We start from the raw sequence: 25,733 nt of genomic DNA on the forward strand, positions 1-25,733 counted from the left end.
TACCTTACATTCTTATGAGAGTATCTTCTTACATTTTTATTTGTCTTGCTTTTATAGGACTAGCCTCCTATGCGCAAAAGCCAACAACTACTAAAGCACAACCTGTGTATCATGACAAACCCTATTGGCAAGATTACAGCATTAAGTATTATGCAAAATCAGGCAATGCTAAACTTATTGAGGCCGCCAGCGATAGAAACGGCAATATTAAAATCTTTTCATCGGCAGGATTATTACACGCACATGATGGGCAATTTTTATACCCCGGCTCTTTAGAAGCCGATAAAACTTACCGGACTATCGGAAGCAAAAACATTCAGGGTTTAAGCAGCTACCAGAATCAGTTCGTGTTGCTTGACGACAAAGCCGTTTTAAGCAATGCATGGGCAGGTAAATTGTTTAACAAACACGATTTAACCAAAGCCAGTTCATTTGTCGGTGGCAAAGACTTCGCTTTTCTTGTATCAGACGGCAAGTCTTTGCAGTTGGTTAAAGACTCTAAAACTATCTGGAAAGGCAACCTTGACGGCGACGAGGTTATTTCTTTACGTTACCAACCAAGCAACGATACCTTCTGGATTTTGGGCAAAAAGTCATTATCTTCGCTATCAGGCTCAAAATTTACAAAAGTTTTTGAAGGCACTGATTTCACTGCATTTGATACAAACGGTAAACAAATAATTATAGGAACCAAAGATGGCATTATTACTCTTGACGCCACTACTAAAAAACAAATAGGCAGTAAAAACCAGAAATTACCTGTAACCGAAATCACAGATGTAAAAGTAATTGGTGATAAATTCTGGTTTGGGTCTGTTAATGGTGCTTTTGCCTTACGTGCCGATGGTAAGTTTGACTACTATAATGGCGAACGCTGGCTGCCGGGCAATACCGTGACAAACATTGCAGAAGGCCCTGAAAACTCTGTTCTGGTACTAACTACCGAAGGGCTTGGCCAAATCTGTTTCAAGAAAATGACCTTGCATGATAAAGCTGTTTTCTACGACAAACAAGTGCGCAGCCGCCATATTCGTAATGGATTTAACGCCTCTGTGAGCCGCATGGAAAAAGGAAACCTAAGCACTGGTTATCTGTCTGACTCTGATAATGACGGTTTGTGGACATCGATGTATCTGGGAGGAGAAATATTCAGATATGCCGTAACCAAAGACCCTGAAGCACTTCAGAATTGTGTTGAATCGCTTGATGCTATGGAGCGTTTATATACCGTAAATGGTATTCCGGGGTTTCCGTCACGGTCTTTTGAAAGAAGTGGTTATATCGACCAACTTTCTGACCCTGAACGCTGGCAACATTCGGCCGACCCTGAGTGGGACTGGAAAGCCACTACCAGTAGTGACGAGGTAATCGGGCATATATTTGCCTTTGGTGCAATGGCTGAGTTAATACAGGAGCCAGTTATCAAGAAACGTGCTATTACATTGATTGATACCCTAATGAGCCATATCATCAAAAACGATATGTATCTGATTGATTATAATGGCAAACCTACACAGTGGGGTCGTTGGAATCCTGAATATGTGAATGCCTTCCCGATTAATGTCGGTGACCGAAAGCTCAATTCGTCAAATATCGTAGCTATGCTTCAAACAGCTTACCATTTCACTAAAAAAGAGAAGTATAAGCAAAAGGCATTTGAACTAATGACAAAACACGGGTATTATGAAAACCTGATGCGCCCGATGAGTATTATTGGTAAAGCACCAGAAGATGCCGATGACCACAGCAAGCACATGTCGGACGGTTGGAACCACTCTGATGACGAAATGTATTTTGTAGGCTATTGGGGTTTATATCGTTATGCCCTTAACGATACACTGAAAGCCGCTTACAAAAAAGCAATTATTGACCACTGGCAAGCCGAACGCCCCGAAAAAGAGGGTGCTTGGAATATTTTCACAGCATTAACAGGTACAAAAGAGTTCGATTTAAACGAGGCAGCATGGTATTTACGTGAGCATCCGCTTGACCTAGTTGACTGGGTAATTATGAACAGCCACAGAAAAGATATTGAAAAGATTGCACCAAACTTCCGTAATCAGACAACTAAAGAGGTACTTCCACCCGACGAACGCCCGATTCAACGCCACAATGGCAATATGTTCAGTCTGGACCGCAAAGGAGGGAATGGTACTTCTGAACATAGTGCCGGAGACATCTGGCTATTACCTTATTGGTTAGGAAGATATTTGGGTGTAATTAGTGCGCCTGAGAAGTAGAATCAAAAAAAATCAGCAGCAAGCCAATGAAATATTTACTTTTGACCTTTGTTTTATCCTTATCAGCTTGTACCAAAATGGCGTATATGAACGAGAAGCAGCTTACAAATGACCCGAATTATCATCATGACTTGGATAACAATGATAATTTCTCGCCATATAACCAATGGCTGGTATACGATACCCGAACCGACGAAGGCGGCATTGCGGCCTCAGCCCGCATCGAAAAGGTAAATATTTCATCTGGCGAAAAAAAGATTGTTTATGAAGTAACAAACAACCAACCTTGGGGGCCGGGTGCAGGGGCTGTCAGTTATTCGCCGGTAGCCAATGCAGTAGTATTTATTCATGGTTTGCCAAGTGTTACAGAGGCAAATCCATATCAGCAATGGCGACGCACGGGTGTAATTATTGACGAGAATCTCGCAGGCAGACGTATTTTTATGGATGCTCGCGATATAACCCCACCCTACACGAAAGGAGCCTTACGCGGAGGCACTCACCGCCACGAATGGAGCGGAGATGGCCAATGGATTGGTTATACATATAACGATGCCGTTATGAAGGCCCTCGAAGACTCGACAGGTCAGAAACATAATCTTCGTACAATTGGCGTGTCGAAGAAAACTACTCCCGTAATTTTGGAAAAAGATGCCACAGGTGAAAACATTTCAGGCGAATGGTTCAGTGCGCTGGTAGTAAAAGTTACTCCTACCCCACAAGCTGGCTCAGATGAAATTAGCCACGCCGCAGGCGATAGTTGGGTAGGTGCTAAGGGCTATGAAAAACCTGATGGCTCACGCCAGATAGCCCGTGCTTTTATTGGAACCGTAAAAGATAAAAATGGCAAAAATGTAGATGAAGTTTTTATAGTAGATATTCCTGACGACATAAGCATTGCCGGAGAATCAGGCCCATTAGAAGGTACTGCCACCACCATGCCCATGCCTCCGAAAGGAACTGTTCAAAGACGTTTAACTTTTACGGCCGATAGTAATCAGCCGGGCTGTGTAGGTATTGTCAGAACATCTCCTGACGGGCAATCATTAGCTTTTCTGGCAAAAGACAACAAAGGCATTCTGCAGATATTTACTATCAATCCTGAGGGTAAAAACCTTACACAGGTTACTTATCATGAAAGTGCGGTTGAAGGCAACGTGCGTTGGCATCCATCAGGCAAAACCCTTTATTATGTTCATAATGGTAGTATTGTAAGTTGTACAACAACAAACGAAACATTTGAGAAACGGCACAAGGTCTTAACAGCTCCTACGGCCCCATCTCCGACTAATCTTGTTATTTCACACGATGGTAAAACAATTGCGTTTAATCGTCTGATAGGAAAAGCCAAACAAATATTTATCGGAAAGCTCTGAAAGGTACCTTTCGGGCTTTCTTTTTCATCACATATTTGATATTCACTTTTCCATTTTCTTCAATGGCTTTCAAAAAGATATTTGACCCAATGGTATCGGGGTCATATTCTTTAAACTGATAAGTAGAATCTCTTTTGCGCAGATTACTCAATGGAATCTGAATATTAAGGTCGGTTTTATCTCCGAGGCTATAAATTCCATCCAGAAAGAAAGTTAGTACGTTACTTTCAATCTGCATTTTCTTTACTTCTACTTCTTTACCCTTAATCACGAAATCGTTAACAATAGGAGCAAATTGAACGTGTTCTAACTGGCGGTTTCTGAATATAAACCTTTTCATTTTCAGAAAAGGGTCAAAATCAATAATCTCAGCATCTGTTAATTCAACCGATAGTTTTCCGTCCACAGAATTAGGCACCAGCGACACATCATTTTTTAGGTCGGCCGTAAATTTAAATGTACTATTGAGTTTCCCTTTAATATTACGGTCGGTAAGCGTATACTGTCCAAAATTATTGAAGGAAGAAAAAACCGACTTCACGTCTGTATTAGTTAGTTGGGCATTTACATTCAGTTTGATGGGCCTAGCCGAGCGAAGTTGATTCATGGTTCCTACAAGCTGGAATTTCCCACCAAAAGCATCCATCGAAAAATTATTGAGTTGTATTTTGTCGGCACTCAGGGTCATTTTCCCTTTCAGATTCTGAGCCGAAAAACGGTTATATCTGAAACGATTTGCCTCAAGCGTTGCTTCTATTCCGATATTATCTATGGCTTTATCGAGTAAGGCCGAAAGCGCAAATTTAGAATTTTTATTTCCCTTAGGGCGTGAGTGGTCAAGGTTCAATAACACTTTCAACCAGTTCAGTTGCCAATCAGGAATTTTGATATTCACCATAGCTTTTAACGGATAGTTTTCCATATATAAATACGGAAACAGCCCCGTAATGCGCCCGTTTATGTACAGCTTGTTGAGTCCATCATATAACTGAATATTAGGAATACTCACTTCTTCTCCATTAAAGGCCACATCGCCGTGTATCTGATTTATACTTACTTTTTGTGGTAAATACATAATACCCAGATTCTGTAAAGAAACATTACCGTATAAAAGGCCATTAAGTTTTTTTGTATTGGTATCAAAAAAGTTCTTGATATTGCCCTTATAAGTCATTTTCATTATTGCCTTGCCTTGCTTTACCTGATAACGGTCAGGGTCCAGAAGTGCATTTAGCGATGCAACATCGGCCTGCAAGGTACAATTAATTTCTGCCAGTGCCTGTTCTAAGTCATTGATAACGATATTTCCCTGCACAGGAATTGACTCAAAAAAGCCCTTGATATTGTTCCCGATAATTCTGGTATTAGCATCGCCCACAGGCTTGGTGGTATCGGCATGGTTAGTAAAAGTACCCGTTGTGCTTAGTTCTCGCAAAAGCCCCACACGCAGGCGGTACTGAAATGCTTTGGCATCGAAATTAATATCCACCTTTGGTATACGCTCACCAAATTTTCCATTCAGATGCACTTCAGCCGTTACTAATGGGTCAATCCTGATTCGTCCGACAACTTTTTCGAGATGTTGGGTCAATAATTTCAGGGCGTTACTAAGCTGAATATCCTGCGTAGCAAAGTTTAATTGCAAGTTCCGTTTATCTTCGGCGAAGTTAAATTGTCCCCAGAGCTTAATTTTGTCTTTTGTAGAAACTTCGAGTTGTGAGGGTAATATGCTTAATGTTTTATCTTTTTCGTTGTAATTCGCTTTTAATTGTAGTTCGGCCTCCTGATTAATCAGGAAACCACCTTTGGCCGGATTAAAAATTAGTCCTTTAAAATATAAGTCCCCTTTGCTTTCGGTTTCCCAGACACCGTTTGCATACGAAACATCTATTTCAAACTTGTGGAAATCTGCCCCATAAAATTTTTCAAGTAGAGAATCGGCATACTGAATCTGAAAATCCTTAAACGATATTTCTTCCAGTTCTTTTAAAGCATTGGTATTGTTTTTTCCTGTTGATACGCTAGAGCTATCCTTTTTTGAAGAAAAGATGGAAAGATTTGTGAATCCATCTTTTCTTTTAAAAACGTTAAGTCTGCCATTGGCAAATTTCAGGCTATGAATCTGTAACTTACCTCTTATTAATGCTTGTGTTTCTAAGGTAACATTAATTACCCCTGCTTCAATGAGGTTGGTCTTATGAGTGTCAAAATATTTGTCATTCAGCTTAACTCCCAAAAGCGAGAAGGTAAATCCGACGCCATTCTGAAAAGGGGTAAATTTAAAGTCACGTATTTCGAGAGTGCCGTCAATACGTTCGTTAACGAGGCTTTTTAAACGCCCGAAGAGTTCGCCCTGATGATAATACACCCACCCCGCTACTCCTGCCAGAAGCAAAATAAAAGCACCCAATAGTATTAAAGCTACTCGAACGATTTTAGGCATCATAATAGGAAATTTTAACGAACGTGTGAATCATGTAGTTTCACAGACAAAAGCACACATTGATGGACCGAAATTACTCAACAATCTTTAGTTCTGGCTAAGAAAACGCTATTTTTAATTAAAAACTAATCTACAACTTCACATTCTGATTTGACAATTATTTTATATAATTTTTATTTAACGACAACTTTTAGCCGTTTTACCCCTATTATAATACGCTAAAAAATTATGCCACTGCTTTTAAGTTAAACGCCTCGGCCAGTAGCTCAAAAGAGCGTTTCCGGTTTTCTGCATTATTAGCCATTGTTGAAACAATGATTTCGTCAACTCCAAAATCGTTGGCAAGTACCTGTAATTTTTCTTTTACTTCTTCTTTAGTTCCTGAAATAACCCTGCCTCTGTTTCTATGAATACGTTCTTGCTCGGCTAACGAAAACTGGTAATTATCAATAAACTTTTCATCGCCGAAGTTATCGAATTTGCCTTGCTCAAACTGTACCAGTACGTAATCAAGAAATTTACGCATTTTCAGGGCTTCAGCTTCTGTTTCTCCACAAAGAACTGAAATGGATAAAACGGCATGGGGTGCTGATAATTGTGCCGAAGGCTCAAAGTGTTTGCGATACGTATCTACAATATCTGGCTGAGCAAAGCCATTAATGAATCGGGCAACAGCCAGCCCCATCCCAAATTGTGCGGCTATCTTGCTGCTTCCCCCACTCGAACTCAATATCCACTGTTCAGGTGTTGAGGTTGCTTGTGGCACGGCCAGAACAGGCCCATATTTTGTTGCGGCGGTATCGCTAAAAAAATGTTGCAGATAGGCCAGTTGTTGGAGGTAGCTTTCTTCACTGAAATCGTTGGCAGGATTTAAAAATGCGGCGGTTATTCTGTCGCCACCCGGCGCTCTGCCTATCCCTAAATCAATACGACCCGGAAAGAGCGTTTCCAGCATCCGAAAGTTTTCGGCCACTTTTAAGGCACTATGGTTAGGTAACATAACACCACCAGAACCAATTCGGATGTGTCTGGTTTCGTCGGCCAGCTTTACCATTAATACTTCAGGGGTTGAGCCTGCAATAAAAGAAGAGTTATGATGCTCTGACACCCAAAAACGGTTAAAGCCAAGTTTTTCTGCCAGTTTTGCGGTAGCAATTGTTTCTTCTATGGCCTGACGTGCCGTTTTGCCTTGCGTAACAATTGATTGGTCAAGAATGCCTAATTTAAGTATACTCATTTGTTTATTAATCTTTATTATTACCTAACACAAAACTTATTTAGTTCGTTGCCAGAATTACTCTAATGATAGTATACTCAACTATACTAACAAAAAAATCTCCGGCAATAATTACCGGAGACGTCACTTTTGCATTTGTTTTTAACTGTGTTATAAATCAGGCGAAAACGGGTTGATAGACAGGTTTAATTCCTAAATCGTTGTGTAAATTATCAATTGTAATCAGTAAGTCATCCATTTTTTCTTTCAGGTCCTGTGTTAGGGGGTCTATTTTTCTACGAGTGTACGTAGAAATAGGGAACCCTCTTTTCTGTAAGCTATATTTGGCAATAGTCGGATACGCCGAGTGAACAACCTCCATAGAGTCGGTAAAGAATTGTTGTACTTTTTCGACTGCTTCCTGTTTCGACGCATCATTAAAGTATTTACAAATCCAGACAATCAGTTCAGGATAAATATTCCCTTGTATACATGACAACCCTGCTGCTCCGGCTCTTAGCGACGACACCGCATTTACCATGTAGGCATCATATAAACCAAAGTTATAGCCCTGTGCAACAGCAAGACGGCGTTTAACTTCGGTTTCGTCCAGACAAGTATCTTTGTGGTAGATAAGGCGTTTGGAAGGCAATAATTCGGCCAGTATTGAAGTATTTATCAGGCGTTTATAAGGCACGGGGCATTCATAAAAACCTAACGGGATATCGGGTGTCAGATTCATTAGCTCGTGCATACGTTCTATAAAAATAGCATCTGATTCGTTTTCCTGTGCAATCTGGCTTGTAATAACAATTACAGCCTGAACGCCAGTATCATATATTTTTTTTACGAAGTCTGCCTGTTGTGCTATTGTGCCGCCTAATGTTCCGGTTGCCACCACAGGTATTTGCCCATTGGTTTGGTCTACTACTTGCTTAGTAATGGCAAGCCTTTCTTGGTCGGTAAGCTCATACATTTCGCTCGACAGGCAGTTGGCAAATAAACCTGCCGACCCTGCTTGCATATAATAATCTGTCAGGCGGGCAAGCCCTTTATAATCAACCGCCCCTGAATCTGAGAAAGGCGTTAGCATCACCGGAATAAACCCTTCCGGTAAAGCGTGTGCAGAAGAAGACTTCATGTTAAACTGTTTGTTCTGTATTTGAGGATTTGTTTTTACGGAATTTACTTAGAAGAATACCCACCAGAAAGATACTCAGCGTACCGATTACCATAATCATATTCTGATGGAACGGACTCCTTAAAGCGGCATATTCATCCGGTATTTGTTTTGAAAAGGTCATCCAGCAGATAACCAGTAAACCTATTACGGTAGCAATGGCAGCTTCGGCATTTCCGGCTTTATGTGATACTATGCCCAACAAGAATAACCCGAGCATACCACCTGCAAAAATACCAGAAAGCATCCACCATATATCTAATACACTTTTTACGCCAATCATGGCAACGCCTGTAAACATACCTAACAGGCCAAACATGGTAGTAGCTATGTAAAGAATTTTTAACGACTGTTTTGAAGTTAACTCAGGCTTGATGTATCGCTGGTAAATATCTACTGAGAAAACCGTAGCTGAGGCATTCATGCCCGAACTGATAGTACTCATAGCTGCCGACATGATGGCCGCAACAATTAAGCCCACCAAACCAGCCGGAATTTTAGTAACCATAAAATGTGGCATTATTTTATCGCCAATATCGGAAGGGCTTAAACTGGCCGCCAGTTGGCTGATAGCAGTAGTGCTGCCATTGGGCAAACGCTCTGCTGCTACCTGCATCCGAACTTCGTTAAGTAGGTCTGGGTTGGTCTGATAATAAGCATATAAACAAGAACCTATCACAAAAAATATGAGTGAAACCGGTAAATATAAATACACACATAACCAGATTGAACGGGTAGCTTCGCTTACGGAGGTGGTAGTATGATACCGCTGAACATAGTTCTGGTCCATACCAAAGTTATTAAGGTTCATGAAAAACCCGTATAACAATACCACCCAAAATGTGGATTGAGTAAAGTCGGGAACAAAGCTACCCAAGCTGAATTTATTATCGGCCTGACCTATTTCTATAATGCGGCTGATTCCGCCCGGCATACCTTTAATAACTAATGCCAGAATAATTAATGCACCAATTGTTTTTATTACCCCCTGCACCACTTCTGTCCAGATAACGGCCTCCATCCCTCCTAATACAGTATAGATAATGATACAAATACCTACCACAATCATGATACTAGCCATTGAATACCCTGTAAGTGCCTGAAGGCTCAGGGCTATACCGAAAAATATAGACCCCATGCGGGCCAACTGAGTTAATAAAAAACAAATAACGGCGTATGTTCTGGCCCATGAACCAAACCGATGCTCGAGGTGTGTGTAGGCCGAAACCTCGCCCGAATTCCGGTAAAAAGGCACAAAGTAGCGTGCAGATACCCATGCAGCCAAGGGCATTGATAAACTAAATACAAAAGAGTTCCAGTTACTACCAAACGCCTTGCCGGGTACACCTAAAAAAGTATTACTACTCAGAAAAGTTGCGTAAATAGATAAACCTATGGCCCACCCCGGAATTTTACCCGAAGCCTTCGTAAACTGCTCTGCATTTTTATTCTTTCTCGAAAAATAAACACCTATCACTACCATTCCGATGAGATAGGTAAAAATGATAAGTAAATCAATAACAGGAAGTTTCGTCAGGTTCATGTGTCAGGTTTAAAAAGATTCAATAGACCAAATCAGGCAATTGCCAGTATTATGATAAAAATATACATTGGTTTTCTGAACAATGGGCATTTTTTATAATCAGGCAAATATTTTATTTAACTTTACAAAGATAGAGGATAAAAAAACAAGTTTTGTATAAGCAATTTCCCAATCATTATACAATATTATCATAAACTTTTTCTGAATATGAAACCACATTTTCATAAAGTCCCTACCAATACCGAGCATTCGTTTAGCATCCGCCATGACGTTAAACCTAACTTTGGCACGGTGTGGCATTACCATCCTGAACTTGAGCTACACTACGTAATAAAAGGTGAAGGTGTGAGATTTATAGGTGATAATGTGAGTAATTTTTCGTCGGATGAAGTCTTACTTTTGGGTGAAAACCTGCCCCATACTTGGCGGTGTAACGCAAAATATTTTCAGGGCAATCAGGATATACAAGTTGAAGCCATTGTTATGCAGTTCAGACCCGACTGCATGGGAAACGAATTTCTGAACCTGAGTGAAGCCTTTGCCATAAAGAAACTATATGATAAAGCAAAAAAAGGTTTATTTATTAAAGGACAAACTGCCCAACAGATAAAAAACCTACTGCAATCGGCATTATCGGCGAGTGCCTTACAACGATTAATTATATTATTATCGATACTTGAATTACTTACCGAATCGGATGAAATGGAGATGATTACTGACGCAAATACATTTTATCAATCGAACGAAATGGAAACAGTGCGCCTCAATAATGTTTGTAGTTATACGCTTGCCAACTATGCCAAAGACATTCGGCTGGAAGATATTGCCGCTATTGCCAATTTAAGTACTACCTCTTTCTGCCGCTATTTTAAGCTCATGACTCATAAAACCTATAACGATTTTCTGACTGAAATCAGGGTGAGCCATGCGTGCAGAGCTTTGGTGGAGAACCGTTTAAGTATCGAGATTATTTGTTTTGAAAGTGGTTTTAATAACCTGTCAAACTTTTACAGGCATTTCAAGAATGTAAAAGGCACTACGCCACTTGAATACAAAAAAAAGTACCTCAAAAGCGACGCATAAACCAAAAGGACAGACGAAGCGATAATTTAGTAATACAGGCAATTTTATTTGCCATGGCAAACCGGAATCTCCTGTGTTGTATGACTACCAAAACTGGTGGCGGGCAAGTTTGCCCCTTTAAAAATAAGCCAGATACCCAAAAGAATATAAGAAACAGTATAAATCATTTTGGGGCGAAAACCAACTATACGCCGCAAAAAACCTCCCAGAAATCCAAAACTCATCATCATGGGTAGGGTTCCCAAGCCAAATAAAGCCATGAACTGCATACTTTCAAAAGTATTGCTTGTTAAAAATGCCCCACTCAAAGCAGCATATACAAGCCCACAAGGAAGCAGCCCATTCAGAACGCCGAATATAAACTGAGAAAACAACGTATGTTTTTTGTATAAACCTGTAAATGACGATTTGATAAAATTATTAAAACGGCTCACAAAGGGTAATATATCGAGTTTTGCACGCCATTGAGCCGGCATAATAAAAGCTAACAAAATACCGGTTCCTACTAGGATAAACAGGATTTTCTGAGAAGCAAATAAGGAAATCTGTTCACCAGCCAACCCTATAAGCAATCCTAGCAAGCTATAAGTAAGAATCCGGCCGAGGTTATACAATACCCTACCGGTAATGTATCGGTTTAGTTTAGTTTTATCGCCTGGCAATAGCATAGATATAGGGCCACACATACCCATACAGTGCAAACTCCCCGCAAGCCCAAGTATGAAAGCCGTATATAACATCTTAAAGTACTATTTTTTCTTCGGTTGAATACTGTATGCCGCTTTTCTCCCATTCTATTTTTACAACCCAAAGCCCTTTAAGCAAAGTAGCAACAGGTATTTGTTGGGTAGCAGTAGTGCCAAGATTCAAAGCCAGATTAAAATCTTTTTTAGCATCTGCCGGACGGTAAAACTGTATCTTCCCTGTGGCTCCTTGCTGGTTTTCAGGAAAATTAATACCTACCGATTGTGTATTACTATCATATTTTATGCTGACAGGCACCGACAAACCCGCGGCATTGTGTTGCTTTTCTATCTCAGCCTGATACGCAATTTCTTTTTTGTAGTAATCGTCGCTTACTAAAGATATATCTTTCTGTTTAATACAGAGTGTTACAAGTGTAAGCATAAAAACTACAAACAGCCCATAAAGAATTCCGATTTTGTGTCCCCAGTTCATTTTTATAATTATTTACTGTTGAGGTATTATCTATTTTTTTACCCAGAATTTGATAAAGTTGTATTTATTAAGCCAAGCTATTATTGGCCGAAATATATTTATCTATAACCCAAGAAGTTTGTTTTAATCGTTTCAAGTTTTTCATCACCTTGCCATACTTCTATCTCTAGACTTGTTTTTATCTTCTTGATAGCTGCTTTATCCATATCCAGAAAAAACACAGCTTCGGCTTTTCCGCCTTTGGGTACAAGTATTTTCTTTTTCCCACCAATAAGCCGGATATCACCTGCATTGTCGCCCACTTTCAGATATACCTCCATATTTTCGTTAGCTTTATTCACTATCTGCGCATTATACAGGTTACTGATTTTACCATTGGGTTGCTCCTGATACATTTGTCCAGGCACACGCATAATAGTAGTTTCAATGGTTGAGCGGCTCAATAGTAAAAATACTTCAACAGCAACCAGCAAAAGCAAAACTGCCGAATAAGCATAAGCCCGAGGAGATAATTTAAAAGGTGTTCTTTTTTCGATGCTTTCGGCAGAGCCGTATCTGATTAAACCCGTTGGTTTATCAATTTTAATCATTACTTCATCGCAGGCATCAATACAGGCTGTACAGTTCACACATTCCAGTTGCGCTCCGTTACGAATATCAATATTTGTAGGACACACCTGTACACACAATTTACAATCGATACAGTCACCCTTAGGGGCTTCAACTGTATGTTTGTTCAGTTTACCTCTTGGTTCGCCTCTTACCCAGTCATAAATAATGTTTATGGTATTTTTACCCATTAGTACCCCTTGCAAACGGCCGTACGGACAAATAGCTACACAAACCTGCTCGCGGAGTTTAGCAAAAACGTAGTAAAAAATAAGGGTAAAAGCGGTAAGCCCCACAAAGCCAGCCCAATGTTCGGAAGGTGATTGAGTAATAATATCTTTAGTAGCTTCAATACCTATCAGATACGCCATTGTTGTATGAGCTATCAGAATAGAAACAAGCAGAAATATAAGCCGTTTTGTGCCTTTTTTAATGATTTTCTCGGCGGTCCACGGAGCGGCATTCAGGGCTTGCTGTTGTTTACGGTCGCCTTCAATCCAGTATTCTATTTTTCTGAAAACCATTTCCATGAATACGGTCTGAGGGCAAGCCCAACCGCACCAGAAACGCCCGTATACTACTGTAAATAAGGTAATAAACAAAAAGAAAGTAATAAGACCAACACTAAAAATTACAGAATCTTGTGGCAAAAATAACTGCCCAAACAATACAAACTTGCGCTCAAATATGTTTATCATTAATAAAGGTTGCCCATTTATTTTAATGAACGGCCCCGAGAAGAATATTGTCAGGAATATGATGGTAGCTATAATACGGTAATTATGATAGCTACCCTTTGGTTTTTTCGGATACACCCATATTCGTTTTCCTTCTTTGTCAACTGTGGCAATGCTGTCACGGTATGCTTCATCTATAAAATCCAAATTGCTCACTTGATTCTGTAATTTATATTGTTGGTTCAAAAATAACTGTGGTGGCTTCTATCAGAGGCTTGCCACAGGTTTAGTAGCCGACGAGTCGGCTTTTGAGGCTGTTTTTTCTCCTTGCGGAGCTTTGGCATTAGGCGGATTTGACCCTTGAATAGACAAAATATAGTTACTTACATTCTGAATTTCATTGGGTTTTAAAGTGGCTTTCCACGAAATCATTCCTTTTTCGGGTACGCCATATTTAACGGTTTTGAAAATATCGTTAATAGTACCTCCATGTAACCAATATTCATCGGTAAGGTTTGGCCCTACGCCCCCCTCGCCTGCTTGCCCGTGGCAGGCAGCACATTTTGAAGTAAAAATCTCTTTACCGCTACTTACCACTTTGCTATCGGTTACGAGTAGTTTAACTGTTTTTTCGTCGATACTGCTAACCATTTTCGACTCGTATTCTTCTACTTGTTTTTTGGCTTCATCCATGGCTATCTGGTACTCCTCTTCTTGCAAAGGTGTGATATTCCAGACATGGTAAAGCCCTAAATAAATAACCGCAAAAACAATAGTAGCATAGAATAGTTTTACCCACCATGGCGGCAAATGGTTGTCAAGTTCCTGAATACCATCATAATTATGATGTAAAAGTATATCCTCTTCTTTTTCAAGCGGAATTGTAGTTCCGGCTTCTTTTTGCCACCATCTTTTAAAACTGAATGGCTCAACGGTTTTACCTTCTTTTGCAGCTATAATTTTATGAATTACACTGTACATATTTATTACCACTATCAGCAGAATAATAGCTGTGAGTGTCAATATAATCAGTATCAGTAGCTGAATGAGGTCTTCGCCTGATGTTATTAATTTTCCCATAAACGAAAGAATATTTTTAAATCTGTTGATTTGCTAAAGTCAATTTCTCAATTTTTACCCTCTGCTAAGGGCTTATTCATCTAATGGTAATTTTTCCAGATGATGCTGTTTCTTTTTATCGAATCTGAATACATGCCATGCCAGACCAACAAAGAAAAAGAAGAAAACAAGCAAGGAGAATATAGGATAAATACTAACTCCGTTTATCTGTTCAAAATAATGTTTAAACATGGTATTAATTATTTAGTGGTTTTAATATCTGTCCCTAATCGTTGTAAATACGCAATAAGGGCTACTATTTCTTTGTCTTTACTTGTTTTGATTTTAGCATCGGCCAGCCTTTTAGTGATTTCTTCGGCTTGTTTTTCGGCTGCTGCAATGGCTACATCTTCAAATCCGTCAGGATAAGGTACGCCTAAAGTACGCATGGCTTTAATTTTAGCCGGAATCATTTCTTTATCGTAGTCATTTTCCAACAGCCACGGATAAGGAGGCATAATAGAGCCAGGCGACATTGTGGTAGGGTCCATCATGTGGTTATAATGCCAGCTATCAGGATATTTACTACCTACACGGTGTAAGTCAGGCCCTGTACGTTTAGAACCCCACAAGAACGGGTGGTCATACACAAACTCTCCGGCTTTTGAATATTCGCCATAACGCTCGGTTTCAGAACGGAAAGGACGAACCATCTGCGAGTGACAACCCACACAGCCTTCTTTAATATAAATATCGCGTCCTTCAAGTTCAAGTGGTGTGTATGGTCTTACAGCCTCAATAGTCGGGATATTCGATTCAATCAATGCCGTAGGTACAAATTCTATGATACCCCCTATGGCTACGGCTATCAGGGCAAGGCCAGTGAAAATAACAGGTTTGCGTTCCAGTACTGTATGCCAGCCACCGCCTACGACTTTCACGTTTTTCTCTAAGGCCGGAGCTTCTGCATACTCTGCCGGCACAAATGTTCCTTGTTTGGCAGTTTTGATAAGGTTATATATCATTACCAGCGTACCAATCAGGTATAGCGTACCACCAACGGCTCTTATCATATACAAAGGCACTATCTGAGTTACAGTTTCAAGGAAGTTCGGATACGCCAGAAAACCATCTTTTGTAAACTCTTTCCACATTAAACTTTGTGTAAAACCAGCCCAATACATAGGCAAAGCATAAAAAATAATACCCAATGTACCTAACCAGAAGTGTGTGTTAGTTAATGCTTTAGAATAAAGCTGGGTTTTCCACATTCTTGGAATCAGGTAATATAAAATCCCGAATATCATGAAACCATTCCAGCCTAACGCTCCTACGTGTACGTGAGCGATTGTCCAGTCAGTAAAGTGAGAAATCGCATTCACGTTTTTCAATGAAAGCATCGGGCCTTCAAAAGTTGCCATACCGTAAGCTGTAACGGCTACGACAAAGAATTTTAAAACAGGGTCTTCACGAACTTTATCCCAAGCACCTCTTAGCGTAAGCAGCCCGTTAAGCATACCACCCCAAGAAGGTGCAATAAGCATAATCGAGAACACTGTACCTAAACTTTGCGCCCAATCGGGTAATGAAGAGTACAACAAGTGGTGAGGGCCTGCCCAGATATAAATAAATATTAATGACCAGAAGTGAATAATTGACAACTTGTACGAATATACCGGACGATTGGCTGCTTTAGGCAAGAAGTAGTACATTAAACCCAGATATGGGGTTGTCAGGAAAAATGCTACGGCATTGTGGCCATACCACCATTGCACGAGGGCATCTTGTACACCTGCATAAAAAGAGTAACTTTTTGTCCAAGATATTGGTAATTCAAAAGAGTTTACAATGTGTAACAAGGCTACTGTTACTACTGTTGCAATATAAAACCAGACAGCTACATACATGTGGCGCTCGCGGCGTTTAAGAATAGTGCCAAACATATTAATGGCAAATACTACCCATATTAATGCAATGGCAATATCAATAGGCCACTCCAGTTCGGCGTATTCCTTACTGGTGGTCATGCCTAAGGGTAATGTAATGGCTGCTGCCAGAATAATTAACTGCCACCCCCAGAAATGAATCCAAGAGAGCATTTTGCTATACATTGCTGTTTTAAGTAACCTCGGCATAGAATAATAAATACCGGCAAACATTGCGTTACCTACAAAAGCAAAAATGATAGCATTTGTGTGAAGGGGTCTGAGTCGCCCGAATGTTACATGCGGGTTTTCAAAATTGGCACCTGGCCAAAAAAGCTGAACCGCCAGTGTTAAGCCAGCCAGCATTCCGACCAAGCCAAACACTATGGTAACAATTAAAAAGGCTTTTACAATTTTGTTATCGTACTCGAATCGTTCTATGGTTTCAACCGATTCTACCTGCTGCGTAATAGACTGCATAGTTATTGAGTTTTATGAAACTTTGATGGCATAAAATTACCGGCTTGTGTATGGGCAAAACATGACGACAGTTCGGTAAAAATATGAGATTTGTCATAATTTGATTTTGGGCTTATTTCTCGGCACAGCACAGGAAAATCAAGCATACGGAACACTGAAACGAAGGATTGTTTCTGGAAGAATGATTATTTGTAATCAGAAGTCAGTCTGTTGATTTTTGTGGCTTTGTCCTGAACAAGCACTAGGTATGATAAATCACCGAAAAATGCTATTTTCTTTTTCGGTATCTGCGTTAAAGCAATTTTAATCGACAGGGAGGGCGTCAGACAAAGCCACAAAGTTTCTGAACTTACTTTTTACTTCTCTGTAATCCTGTTCAAAATAATCTACTTCTTCGCGCAGGTATTTCTGGTCAAGTTTCTGTTCTTTATCAAGCGTTTTATGATTAACTACGCTTTCTGCCAGATTTTTCTCGGCATTATCCAGTTCTTCCAGTACATGGGTAGCGAATCGCTGAAAATGATGAAACTGATTAATGAATGTTTCTTTCTCTGTTTTATACGCAGTATCATCAGTATCGGGTATTTCATTGATGATAGTCAGAAAAAAATCTGTTTCCTGTTTTATCATTTCAACTTCATTTCGCCATAGTTTGTATTGGAAATGCGTATGACTTAATTGTGAGTAATTATCCATCTTTTTGAATTTTAAGGTTTTGTATAGGGAACTTGAGGTATTTAAAAAGTTACAATTTCGTGTTCGGGCACTTCAACTTCTATTGAATCGAACACACTTAGAAGTGGTACGGTAGGATTATAAGCAAATTTTCTGGTTAACGAACGATTAAAAAGTACATCGAAAAACGAGTGGTGGCGTGTAAGCATTGCCAGCATATCGGCTTTATGAAAAGCCAGATATTCAATAATACCTTCTTCGACGCTTTCGGCATGAAGCTGATAATCAATTACGGTTACTCCTTTAAAGTAGTGATGGTATTCAAATTTGAGGAGGCCGTCCATCTCGGCGGCTGTTTGGCCTTCTTTTAATACTGTCAATAAAGTAAGCGTAGCTTTCTTTTGCAGTAGAAGTTCTTTCAGACCATCAAATTCTTTGAACGAAGCAATGGGGTTATAATCAACAGCTAAAACTACATTCTTGATTGGCTCTACCTTCGACTGAACAGGCACTACAATTGTATTGACAGGCACATTTCTGACTATATCAGTAGCAGTACTACCAAACAGAATATCTTCTCCTTTGCCGTTAGCACCTACTATTACAAAATCATATTTATTTTTCTGATTCAGAATATGAATAGCACTTGCAGGCGAAGTAGGCACAAGGTCAGACTTAAACTTATGAATTTTATGGATGTCAAGTTTTTTCACCTCTTCCAGATACGCATATAAATCAAGTTTCGAGCGTTTATAGAGTTCTTCCAACATACTATAAGCTACTTCAGGAGAATTACCCGACGGAAACGAATCATAGGCGTTCATGAGGGTAAATTCACAGGGCGTATTATTAAATAGATTTAAAGCATATTCGGCTGCTTTTACGGATGCCTTTGAGAAGTCGGTAGCAATGAGAATCTTTTTCATTTTAGCTGGTTGTTTTGACACAGCAAAACTAACAGACTGATAACTAGTTTTTTATGACTTGACACCCTGATGAAATATGATATATATCAGAAAAAAGACAGGCAGTGCCTGTCTTTTTCTTTTGCGACTTGAACCTAACTATTGCTGCCTAAGCAATTAGTTTTTTAATGAACTCTGGATAATGGCCTGCTGGGCCAATTGTTCACATACTTTGTTTCGTAACCTGCTTTCAAAACAGGGTGTAAGAATGTTTTCGATTTCGGCTTTTTTAAACCTTAAAACTATTCCTTTAGTATTATTAATAATGTCGTTGTTCAGATATATAACTATGTTGGCTCCTTCCAGACCTATCTGACGGGTATAGGCTTTCCAGTCGTTAACTAAGGTATGTTTTTTACCGATGACTTTATTTTCAATTAAACTCCAGAAAATTTCCTGTGATTTTTTATCCTGACGGATAATGTCGGCTTCCTGCAAAAAACGTTTGGCTTCTAAATCATAGATTTCCCAATCCTGATTTTCCAGACAATTATCTTTTTCGTTCTTGCAATTTCCTTCATGCAAGTAAAACGCCATCAGGTTATTGGCCAGATAAGTTACTCTTGTTGCTTTATAATAATAATGAAACGACTGAAAATCATAACATTCTTTATCACCTTCACAATTTCCAAAATAGGTCATACCTGAAAGCCAATCGTTAAGAAAATCTTCGGTTTGTGTATCGAGTAACCCACTTAGCTGGGCATGAGAGGTTTTCCATGTACAGTCTAGCTCTTTATCATACTGAACCAGATAGATGTTTTTTACGGAAATGGGCGTTTTATAATTTGTAAACTTCTCTACTGGCGGAATACTGGCAAAGTTTACTTGCGCATGGCAGTTGCCTATAATAGCCAAAAGAAATATTACTAACATTATACCCATAAATATCCCTGACTCAAAAACATACTCTACTGACTTCAGAATATACTGATATAAATTTTTAGTCGATTTCATGCTTATTCATTTTCATGATTCAAAGGTAGGGTAGCTTTTTGGGGTATTCTCTATGCACTATCATGATTCAATGTGATTTTCGACAGGTTTTTCCTCATCAAACAAAATTCTGACGGCTGGCGTATAGGTGTCGTCAAACTGCCCGTCGTTAGTAGCCCAGAAGAACGAAATCAAGAAGCCACCCGCTACCATAAGCGCAGCTACGACCAAGAAAATAATAACTCCCATAACTAAATAAGTTTTTTAATTCTGGCAAATAAATAGGTCATTCCAACGGCAAATAACACTACTGAAAGTGAACTCAAAGGCATAAATATGGCTGCCGTTACCGGATACAACTTACCCGAAACCGCCCAGCCAATGCCAATAAAATTATAAACTAACGACAAAATAAAACTTGCTTTTACGATGTTAAGCGCAATTTTACTGAAACTTAAAAACTGTGTTAGCTGAGCAAAACGTGAAGCATCCAGAATTGCATCGCAGGCTGGCGAAAACGCCTGTACGTCTTCGCTCAGAGCTACCCCTACATTACTCTGGCGCAAGGCTCCGGCATCGTTCAGGCCATCGCCTATCATTAATACATGATTTCCGGCTTGCTGTTCTTGTCTGATAAAATCGAGTTTATCTTGTGGTTTCTGATTAAACCGTAGCCTGTCGGCAGTAAAAAATGGACTTAAGGTTGCTTTTTCAGCATCATTATCGCCAGATAACAAAGCCAACGAAAAAGTCATTTTGAGTTTATTTAGTACTTTTTCCCAGCCTTTTCTGTAATTGGGTCTGATAACAAAATAGCCTTTATATTGGTGGTTTATCTCAACAAGTACGTGACTGGACTGGATGTTTTCGGTAGTCGATAAAATAAAGTCAGCGTTACCTACTCTGATAAAATTACCTTCGATTACCCCTTCTATTCCCATACCTTTTATTTCGTTCAGGCAGTTAACTTTAGTAGCATTTGCCGAAACGCCCAAACTTTGGCTGATAATTTTACTAAGTGGGTGTGTCGATTGGCTCGTAAGTCTAGCTACCCATCGGGCTTCTTCGTCAGTTAATTTACCGGCTTCAAAATACACCTGTGCATTTTTATTTTCGGTGAGCGTTCCTGTTTTGTCAAATACTACCTCATTGATTTCGGTCAGTAACTGAATAACACGCTGGTTTTTTACAAAAAACCTGTTCCGACCGAATATGCCCATAGTGGTATTCATGGTAAAAGGCAACGAAAGCGTTAAAGCACATGGGCAAGCCACCATCAGAACCGCCGTTACACTTCGCCATACCAACGAAGGCTCATGAATGTACCAGTAAACACCTGTAAGAAGCGCAATTAGTAATGTAGTATAAGTAAAATATTTACTAAAGGCATTGGCGAGGTCAATGGCTGGCGTACTTTTCTCTTTTTTGAAGGCCTCGTTATTCCAGAGGTCTGTCAGATAACTTTGTGATACCTGTTTCTGCACTACCAGTTCAATGTTTTCGCCCATGTTGCGGCCTCCTGCATAAACAATATTACTACTTGTTTTTTCGATAGGTTCGGCTTCACCTGTTACAAAGCTATAATCAATCAATGCTTTATCGGCTAGTAGCAAGGCATCTGCCGGAATAATCTCCTGATGGTGTATCAGAATTTTATCTCCTTTTTGTAACTGGGATACGTTTTTATATTCCTCTCCTACTTTTACGGCCAGCGGAAAATAAGACTTATAATTGCGCTCGAACGACAAATAATTGTAAGTAACCTGTTGTACCCATTTACCTACTAACAAGAAAAACACTAACCCAGCTAGGCTGTCCCAATACCCTGCTGAATGATTCACGAAGGTTTCAAAGGTACTTCTGATAAAAAGCACGGTAATTCCTAAAGCAATCGGAATATCGACACTTAAAATATCTGTGTTTTTTCTGAGATTCTCCCTAATTGAAACAACCGCGCCTTTCAGGTAATCGATAGCTCCAAAAAAGAAAACGGGTAACGACAGAATAAAATTAAGGTATAAGAAAAAACGCTGATAGGTGTTGTCAACTACATTATTCAAATCAAGTTTAAAGTACTCAGGAAAACTCATGAGCATGATGTTTCCCATACAAAAACCCACTACACCTATCTGGAGTATGAGGCGTCTTTTTACTTTGTTCTGAACAGGTTTATGCTCGGCACTCTGAAGGTTAATCAAAGGCTCATAACCTAGTGTAGTAAGTAACTCTACAATAGTTCGTAGAGTTACCTGAGTAGGGTCATAACTCAGCGAAAGCTCTTTTTTAAGAAAATTAAGCCTTGCCGAAGTAACCCCTTGCTGTATTTTATTAAAATTCTCAAGCAACCACACACACGAGCTACAATGAATAGCTGGTATATAGAATGTAACTTTATTAAGTGTATCACTCTGAAAGTCTAGCAACTGCGCTTGTATTTTTTCGTCTGACAGATACTCAAACCGGCCATTAAGATTCATGGCTTTCAGGCTTATACCAGCGTGCTGATTCAGGTCATAATATGAGCACAGGTTATTATCCTGAAGAATTTCATAGACCGTTTTGCATCCGTGGCAACAAAAATGTTTGTCGTCACTCACAATTGGTGTATCTGAGCATTCCTCACCACAATGGTAGCAAGCAATTTTTGTATCGGTCAGTGTCATGTTGTGCTGCTGTTTAAGAGTTACATATAGTTCAAATCGTTATTCAGTTTAAGTTTAATAACTTTCACTTTATTAAGTAGCAAAATGATTGGGTACGTAGGGTCAAACTCATGCCATTTAATGCCGAAATTTGCCCTACCGCCCAATTTATGGTGGTTGTTATGATAGGCCTCACCCATCATCAGGAAATCGAAAGGAAGTAAGTTTCTGGCGGTATCGTTTACTTTAAAATTAGTATAACCATATTTATGAGCAAACCAGTTAATAATAACACCATGCACAGGCCCCATGAGGTAATGTACGGGTAATAGTAAATATACCCAACCGTTAGTGGCAAATTGTATATAGAATAAGGTGTATAACACGCCCCACCCTATTCTGGAAACCCACATATCGCCCAGTTTTTCGATAAACATCCAATTAGGTACATTTTTGGTAAACTTAGGGTCAATATCGGTTCGGTCGTTTAGCAAATCATTGTAATATTTTTTCGTTTTCCACATCATGTGGAACAGGTTGTCGGAATAACTTGGCGAATGCGGGTCTTTCTCGGTATCGGCATAAGCATGATGCAGGCGGTGCATAATTCCGTAGGCCTTGGGGCTTAAGAAAGAGGAACCTTGAGAAATATACGTAAAAACGTAAAAGAATTTTTCCCAGCCTTTCGACATCGTGAACATCTTGTGTGCAGCATAGCGGTGTAAGAAGAAGGTCTGTGAGAATAAGGATAAATACCAGTGGCTAACAAAAAAAACTAAGATTATCATTAAGAATAAGTATTTTATTAATGCTCAAAATTAGCCTTCACAGCAACGTAGTTATATGACCAAATTCTGGCTTTAAACTGATATTTATCATATTTTCTGAAAAGCCGTGTACCATACGGTGCATATATGGTATTAAGCAATGGCTCCAAAAATATTCATACCCATTCTATTTTGCCGTTCCAGCGTCCAGTTGTTTGTAAAAGCTGTATGTAGCCATGAATTACCTACTTTTCTGAAAACAGCTACTTGCAGGCCGAGTTCTTCCCAGAAAAAATCTTCAACCTGCTTAATGGTCATGTCAGACATGATACTGAAACTGGCAGGCTTTTTCATACTTGATATTTCATGCAAAGCATGGAAACAATCGTTACTTACTTCCTGCCCACGATGATACACCTCAATTCTCAGGAAAGGATATATCTCATGAAATATACTGGCTAACTGATTTACAGTCATTTCTTTATCAATGACAATTTCCATTCTATTAATGCTTAAAGTTATTGTAGGGCTAAAACGGGGGCTTCGACATCAAATACCAGACGCCTCGTATTGCCTTGAAGAAAAATATTCTCAAAAAAGGTATGGTGCGCCGGAAAAGTAATCAGTAACTGAGCTTTTCTTTTCTTTACAAATCCGGTTATTTCCTGTACCTGACTCTTTCCAATAATTACCCCAAAAGTATGTGGCACATTTTTAAGCAGACTTCTTAAATGGAGCGCGGCCTCTCTTATGGGTTCGCTATCTGCTTCTGCTGTCGATTTTGCTACGTATAATACATCTACAATAGCATTTAAGTCTCTCAGAAAATAGATACTCTTTTCGAGCGTGCTTTCATCAATAGGTTTTTTCAGGTCAACAGCCATTACTACATTCTCGATATTACTAACTTTGAAACCGGGTGGCAGTATCAACATAGGCATTTTCAGCTTGTGTATCATCTTGATAACTGTACCACCAAAATAATGAATACCAATAGAAGACCCTCCTACGCTGCTCATTACTACCATGCTTACTTCAAACTCATTTATTACGTCTTCAATGGTATCTATAATTGACCCATGCCTGATACACGTAATAATTTCCAGATTCTGGTAACCTTCTTTTTCAATTTTACCCTTTAGTTCACTTAACTTCTTTAAACTTAGCTTCTCAATTTCATCAATCGGATAACCAAAATTGTCATCATAAGTATTCATGAATCTGTATGAATGAAAAAGCATCAGACGTGCATTTTGTTTCGATGCTATCTGAGCTGCCGCGTAAACGGACCGGTTGGCCGGTTGTGAAAAATCTGTCGCTAAAAGAATGGTTTTCATATTATTACTTTTCGAGATAACAAAATTCGGCACATTATTCAATAATGAATATGAGTATAATCATAAGGAGATATGAGAATTCAGTTAATTTTGCAGAGAATATTTCAAAAACCTGATTTTTGTCATATTTTTAAGTATTAAAACTTCTCTCCTTTGCTGATGAAAAAGAACACTGACCATCTGTCAACTATTGCGGAAATGGATATTTTACACCAATCAGAGGCCATTTTTCTATTCGCCACTGAAGGAATTTTAATAGCTGATAAACAAGGAAAAATCATTCGGGTTAATCCTAACGGTGCAGCTATGTTCGGATACACGACAGATGAACTTGAGAATAAAATGGTAGAAGACCTGATTCCGAATCGTTTTCGGGTGAGCCACTCTACCTACCGTGAAGGGTTCAACAAGCATCCACATGCCCGCTCAATGGGGCATGGCATGGATTTATACGCACGCCGAAAAGATGGTTCGGAGTTTCCGGTCGAAATAAGTTTAAGCCCGTATAGTAACAGCAAAGGCGATTATGTCATTGCTTTTGTAATTGATATTACAGTTAGAAAAAAGGCTGAAAACCAACTAGTTAGTTACAAGAATGAATTAGAAGTTGAGGTTGAAGAACGTACACTCGTACTGAAAGAGGCTATTCAGAAACTTGAAAAAACAAAAGATGAACTCGACAGAGCTTTGAAGCGGGAACAAGAACTGAATTTGATGAAATCTAGGTTCATTACAATTGCTTCGCACGAGTTCAGAACGCCCTTAGCCACAGTGTTGTCGTCTCTTTCGCTAGTAGAAAAATATGCCGATTTAGACGAAAACGAAAAGCGTGACAAGCACATCAACCGTATTAAATCGTCTGTCAGAAACCTAACCGAAATCCTGAACGATTTTCTTTCACTAAACAAGCTCGAAGAAGGGAAAGTAATAGTTACGCCTGAAGTTTTTCATCTGGATGATTGCCTAGAAGAATTATGCCAGCAAATGCAGTTGATTTCCAAGAAAGGACAAAAAATCAGACTTTTTTGTGAATCTCCTAAAGGCTCATGCGAAGTATGTCTTGATTCAAAACTTATTAAAAATATTGCTATCAATCTTTTATCGAATGCCATTAAGTTTTCGCCTGAAGATTCTGAAATCACGGTTATAGGGCAATTGAACGAAAAAACCGTTACATTCATTATTAAAGATGAAGGTATCGGCATTCCAGAAGCAGAGAAAAAGCATCTTTTTGAGCGATTTTACCGCATGAGTAATGCCGAAGAAATTCAGGGAACTGGCTTGGGTTTAAGCATTGTTTACCAGTATGTATCGCTATTAAAAGGGAAAATCGATTTTGAAAGTACAGAAAACAAAGGAACACAGTTTATCATAACTCTACCAAGATATTTATAAGCACAC

The 25,733-nt window shown here is 39.3% G+C and carries 22 protein-coding genes; 4 read left to right on the top strand and 18 right to left on the bottom strand.

From position 1 onward, the window contains the following. Positions 1–14 precede the first annotated feature (14 nt). Together WAA15_RS08655 and WAA15_RS08660 are read left to right on the top strand one after the other, a co-directional pair. Positions 15–2,240, top strand: a complete 2,226-nt coding sequence (locus WAA15_RS08655; protein ID WP_337042331.1) for a hypothetical protein — start codon at positions 15–17, stop codon at positions 2,238–2,240. Positions 2,241–2,266: 26 nt separating this feature from the next. Continuing rightward, positions 2,267–3,616, top strand: coding sequence for a DUF3748 domain-containing protein (locus tag WAA15_RS08660; protein ID WP_337042332.1), 1,350 nt, complete (start codon positions 2,267–2,269; stop codon positions 3,614–3,616). On the opposite strand, the gene WAA15_RS08665 is transcribed toward WAA15_RS08660, so the two are convergent. The 4 genes from WAA15_RS08665 to WAA15_RS08680 form a co-directional block, all read right to left on the bottom strand. Next, positions 3,600–6,062, bottom strand: a complete 2,463-nt coding sequence (locus WAA15_RS08665) for an AsmA-like C-terminal region-containing protein (protein WP_337042333.1) — start codon at positions 6,060–6,062, stop codon at positions 3,600–3,602. The genes WAA15_RS08660 and WAA15_RS08665 overlap by 17 nt on opposite strands. A gap of 223 nt (positions 6,063–6,285) precedes the next feature. After that, complete coding sequence (locus WAA15_RS08670) at positions 6,286–7,296, bottom strand: LLM class flavin-dependent oxidoreductase (protein ID WP_337042334.1); 1,011 nt, start codon at positions 7,294–7,296, stop codon at positions 6,286–6,288. Positions 7,297–7,453: 157 nt separating this feature from the next. Then, entirely contained in the window at positions 7,454–8,416 is a 963-nt protein-coding gene (locus tag WAA15_RS08675; protein WP_337042335.1) for a dihydrodipicolinate synthase family protein, read from the bottom strand. A 1-nt stretch (position 8,417) separates the two neighbouring features. Beyond that, positions 8,418–9,992 carry a sodium:solute symporter gene (locus WAA15_RS08680; protein WP_337042541.1) on the bottom strand — a complete coding sequence of 525 codons (1,575 nt, stop codon included), beginning with the start codon at positions 9,990–9,992 and terminating at the stop codon, positions 8,418–8,420. Between the two features lie 213 nt (positions 9,993–10,205). On the opposite strand from WAA15_RS08680, the gene WAA15_RS08685 reads away from it, so the two are divergent. Beyond that, on the top strand, positions 10,206–11,081 hold the full coding sequence (locus WAA15_RS08685; RefSeq protein ID WP_337042336.1) for an AraC family transcriptional regulator: 876 nt from the start codon (positions 10,206–10,208) through the stop codon (positions 11,079–11,081). A gap of 44 nt (positions 11,082–11,125) precedes the next feature. Here the strand turns inward: WAA15_RS08685 and WAA15_RS08690 are convergent, their stop codons facing one another. The 14 genes from WAA15_RS08690 to WAA15_RS08755 form a co-directional block, all read right to left on the bottom strand. Next, positions 11,126–11,821, bottom strand: a complete 696-nt coding sequence (locus WAA15_RS08690; RefSeq protein WP_337042337.1) for a sulfite exporter TauE/SafE family protein — start codon at positions 11,819–11,821, stop codon at positions 11,126–11,128. Between the two features lies 1 nt (position 11,822). Next, entirely contained in the window at positions 11,823–12,260 is a 438-nt protein-coding gene (locus tag WAA15_RS08695) for a FixH family protein (RefSeq protein WP_337042338.1), read from the bottom strand. A 98-nt stretch (positions 12,261–12,358) separates the two neighbouring features. Next, the gene (gene ccoG, locus WAA15_RS08700) at positions 12,359–13,762 is read right to left on the bottom strand and encodes a cytochrome c oxidase accessory protein CcoG (RefSeq protein WP_337042339.1); all 1,404 of its coding nucleotides are present in this window, start codon (positions 13,760–13,762) and stop codon (positions 12,359–12,361) included. Positions 13,763–13,813: 51 nt separating this feature from the next. Then, a complete protein-coding gene (locus WAA15_RS08705) occupies positions 13,814–14,626 on the bottom strand; it encodes a cbb3-type cytochrome c oxidase N-terminal domain-containing protein (RefSeq protein WP_337042340.1) in 813 nt (270 codons plus the stop codon). A 72-nt stretch (positions 14,627–14,698) separates the two neighbouring features. After that, positions 14,699–14,857: a CcoQ/FixQ family Cbb3-type cytochrome c oxidase assembly chaperone gene (locus WAA15_RS08710; protein WP_337042341.1), complete on the bottom strand. Its 159-nt coding sequence runs from the start codon at positions 14,855–14,857 to the stop codon at positions 14,699–14,701. A gap of 8 nt (positions 14,858–14,865) precedes the next feature. Continuing rightward, the gene (gene ccoN, locus WAA15_RS08715) at positions 14,866–17,010 is read right to left on the bottom strand and encodes a cytochrome-c oxidase, cbb3-type subunit I (protein ID WP_337042342.1); all 2,145 of its coding nucleotides are present in this window, start codon (positions 17,008–17,010) and stop codon (positions 14,866–14,868) included. A gap of 303 nt (positions 17,011–17,313) precedes the next feature. Continuing rightward, complete coding sequence (locus WAA15_RS08720; RefSeq protein ID WP_337042343.1) at positions 17,314–17,706, bottom strand: hypothetical protein; 393 nt, start codon at positions 17,704–17,706, stop codon at positions 17,314–17,316. Positions 17,707–17,747: 41 nt separating this feature from the next. Then, positions 17,748–18,611, bottom strand: coding sequence for a universal stress protein (locus WAA15_RS08725; RefSeq protein WP_337042344.1), 864 nt, complete (start codon positions 18,609–18,611; stop codon positions 17,748–17,750). Between the two features lie 156 nt (positions 18,612–18,767). Further along, positions 18,768–19,607: a hypothetical protein gene (locus WAA15_RS08730; RefSeq protein ID WP_337042345.1), complete on the bottom strand. Its 840-nt coding sequence runs from the start codon at positions 19,605–19,607 to the stop codon at positions 18,768–18,770. Positions 19,608–19,667: 60 nt separating this feature from the next. Then, the gene (gene ccoS, locus WAA15_RS08735; protein WP_337042346.1) at positions 19,668–19,835 is read right to left on the bottom strand and encodes a cbb3-type cytochrome oxidase assembly protein CcoS; all 168 of its coding nucleotides are present in this window, start codon (positions 19,833–19,835) and stop codon (positions 19,668–19,670) included. A gap of 2 nt (positions 19,836–19,837) precedes the next feature. Beyond that, positions 19,838–22,249, bottom strand: a complete 2,412-nt coding sequence (locus WAA15_RS08740) for a heavy metal translocating P-type ATPase (protein WP_337042347.1) — start codon at positions 22,247–22,249, stop codon at positions 19,838–19,840. Positions 22,250–22,269: 20 nt separating this feature from the next. Continuing rightward, positions 22,270–23,016, bottom strand: a complete 747-nt coding sequence (locus WAA15_RS08745; protein ID WP_337042348.1) for an acyl-CoA desaturase — start codon at positions 23,014–23,016, stop codon at positions 22,270–22,272. A 132-nt stretch (positions 23,017–23,148) separates the two neighbouring features. Further along, the gene (locus WAA15_RS08750; RefSeq protein WP_337042349.1) at positions 23,149–23,496 is read right to left on the bottom strand and encodes a hypothetical protein; all 348 of its coding nucleotides are present in this window, start codon (positions 23,494–23,496) and stop codon (positions 23,149–23,151) included. Positions 23,497–23,513: 17 nt separating this feature from the next. Then, on the bottom strand, positions 23,514–24,332 hold the full coding sequence (locus tag WAA15_RS08755; RefSeq protein ID WP_337042350.1) for a universal stress protein: 819 nt from the start codon (positions 24,330–24,332) through the stop codon (positions 23,514–23,516). 159 nt (positions 24,333–24,491) lie between these two features. On the opposite strand from WAA15_RS08755, the gene WAA15_RS08760 reads away from it, so the two are divergent. Beyond that, positions 24,492–25,727 (top strand): PAS domain-containing sensor histidine kinase, encoded by a 1,236-nt coding sequence (locus WAA15_RS08760; RefSeq protein WP_337042351.1) that lies wholly within the window; start codon positions 24,492–24,494, stop codon positions 25,725–25,727. Positions 25,728–25,733 lie beyond the last annotated feature (6 nt).

This window comes from Emticicia sp. 17c (assembly GCF_037153985.1).
Classification (GTDB): Bacteria; Bacteroidota; Bacteroidia; order Cytophagales; family Spirosomataceae; genus Emticicia.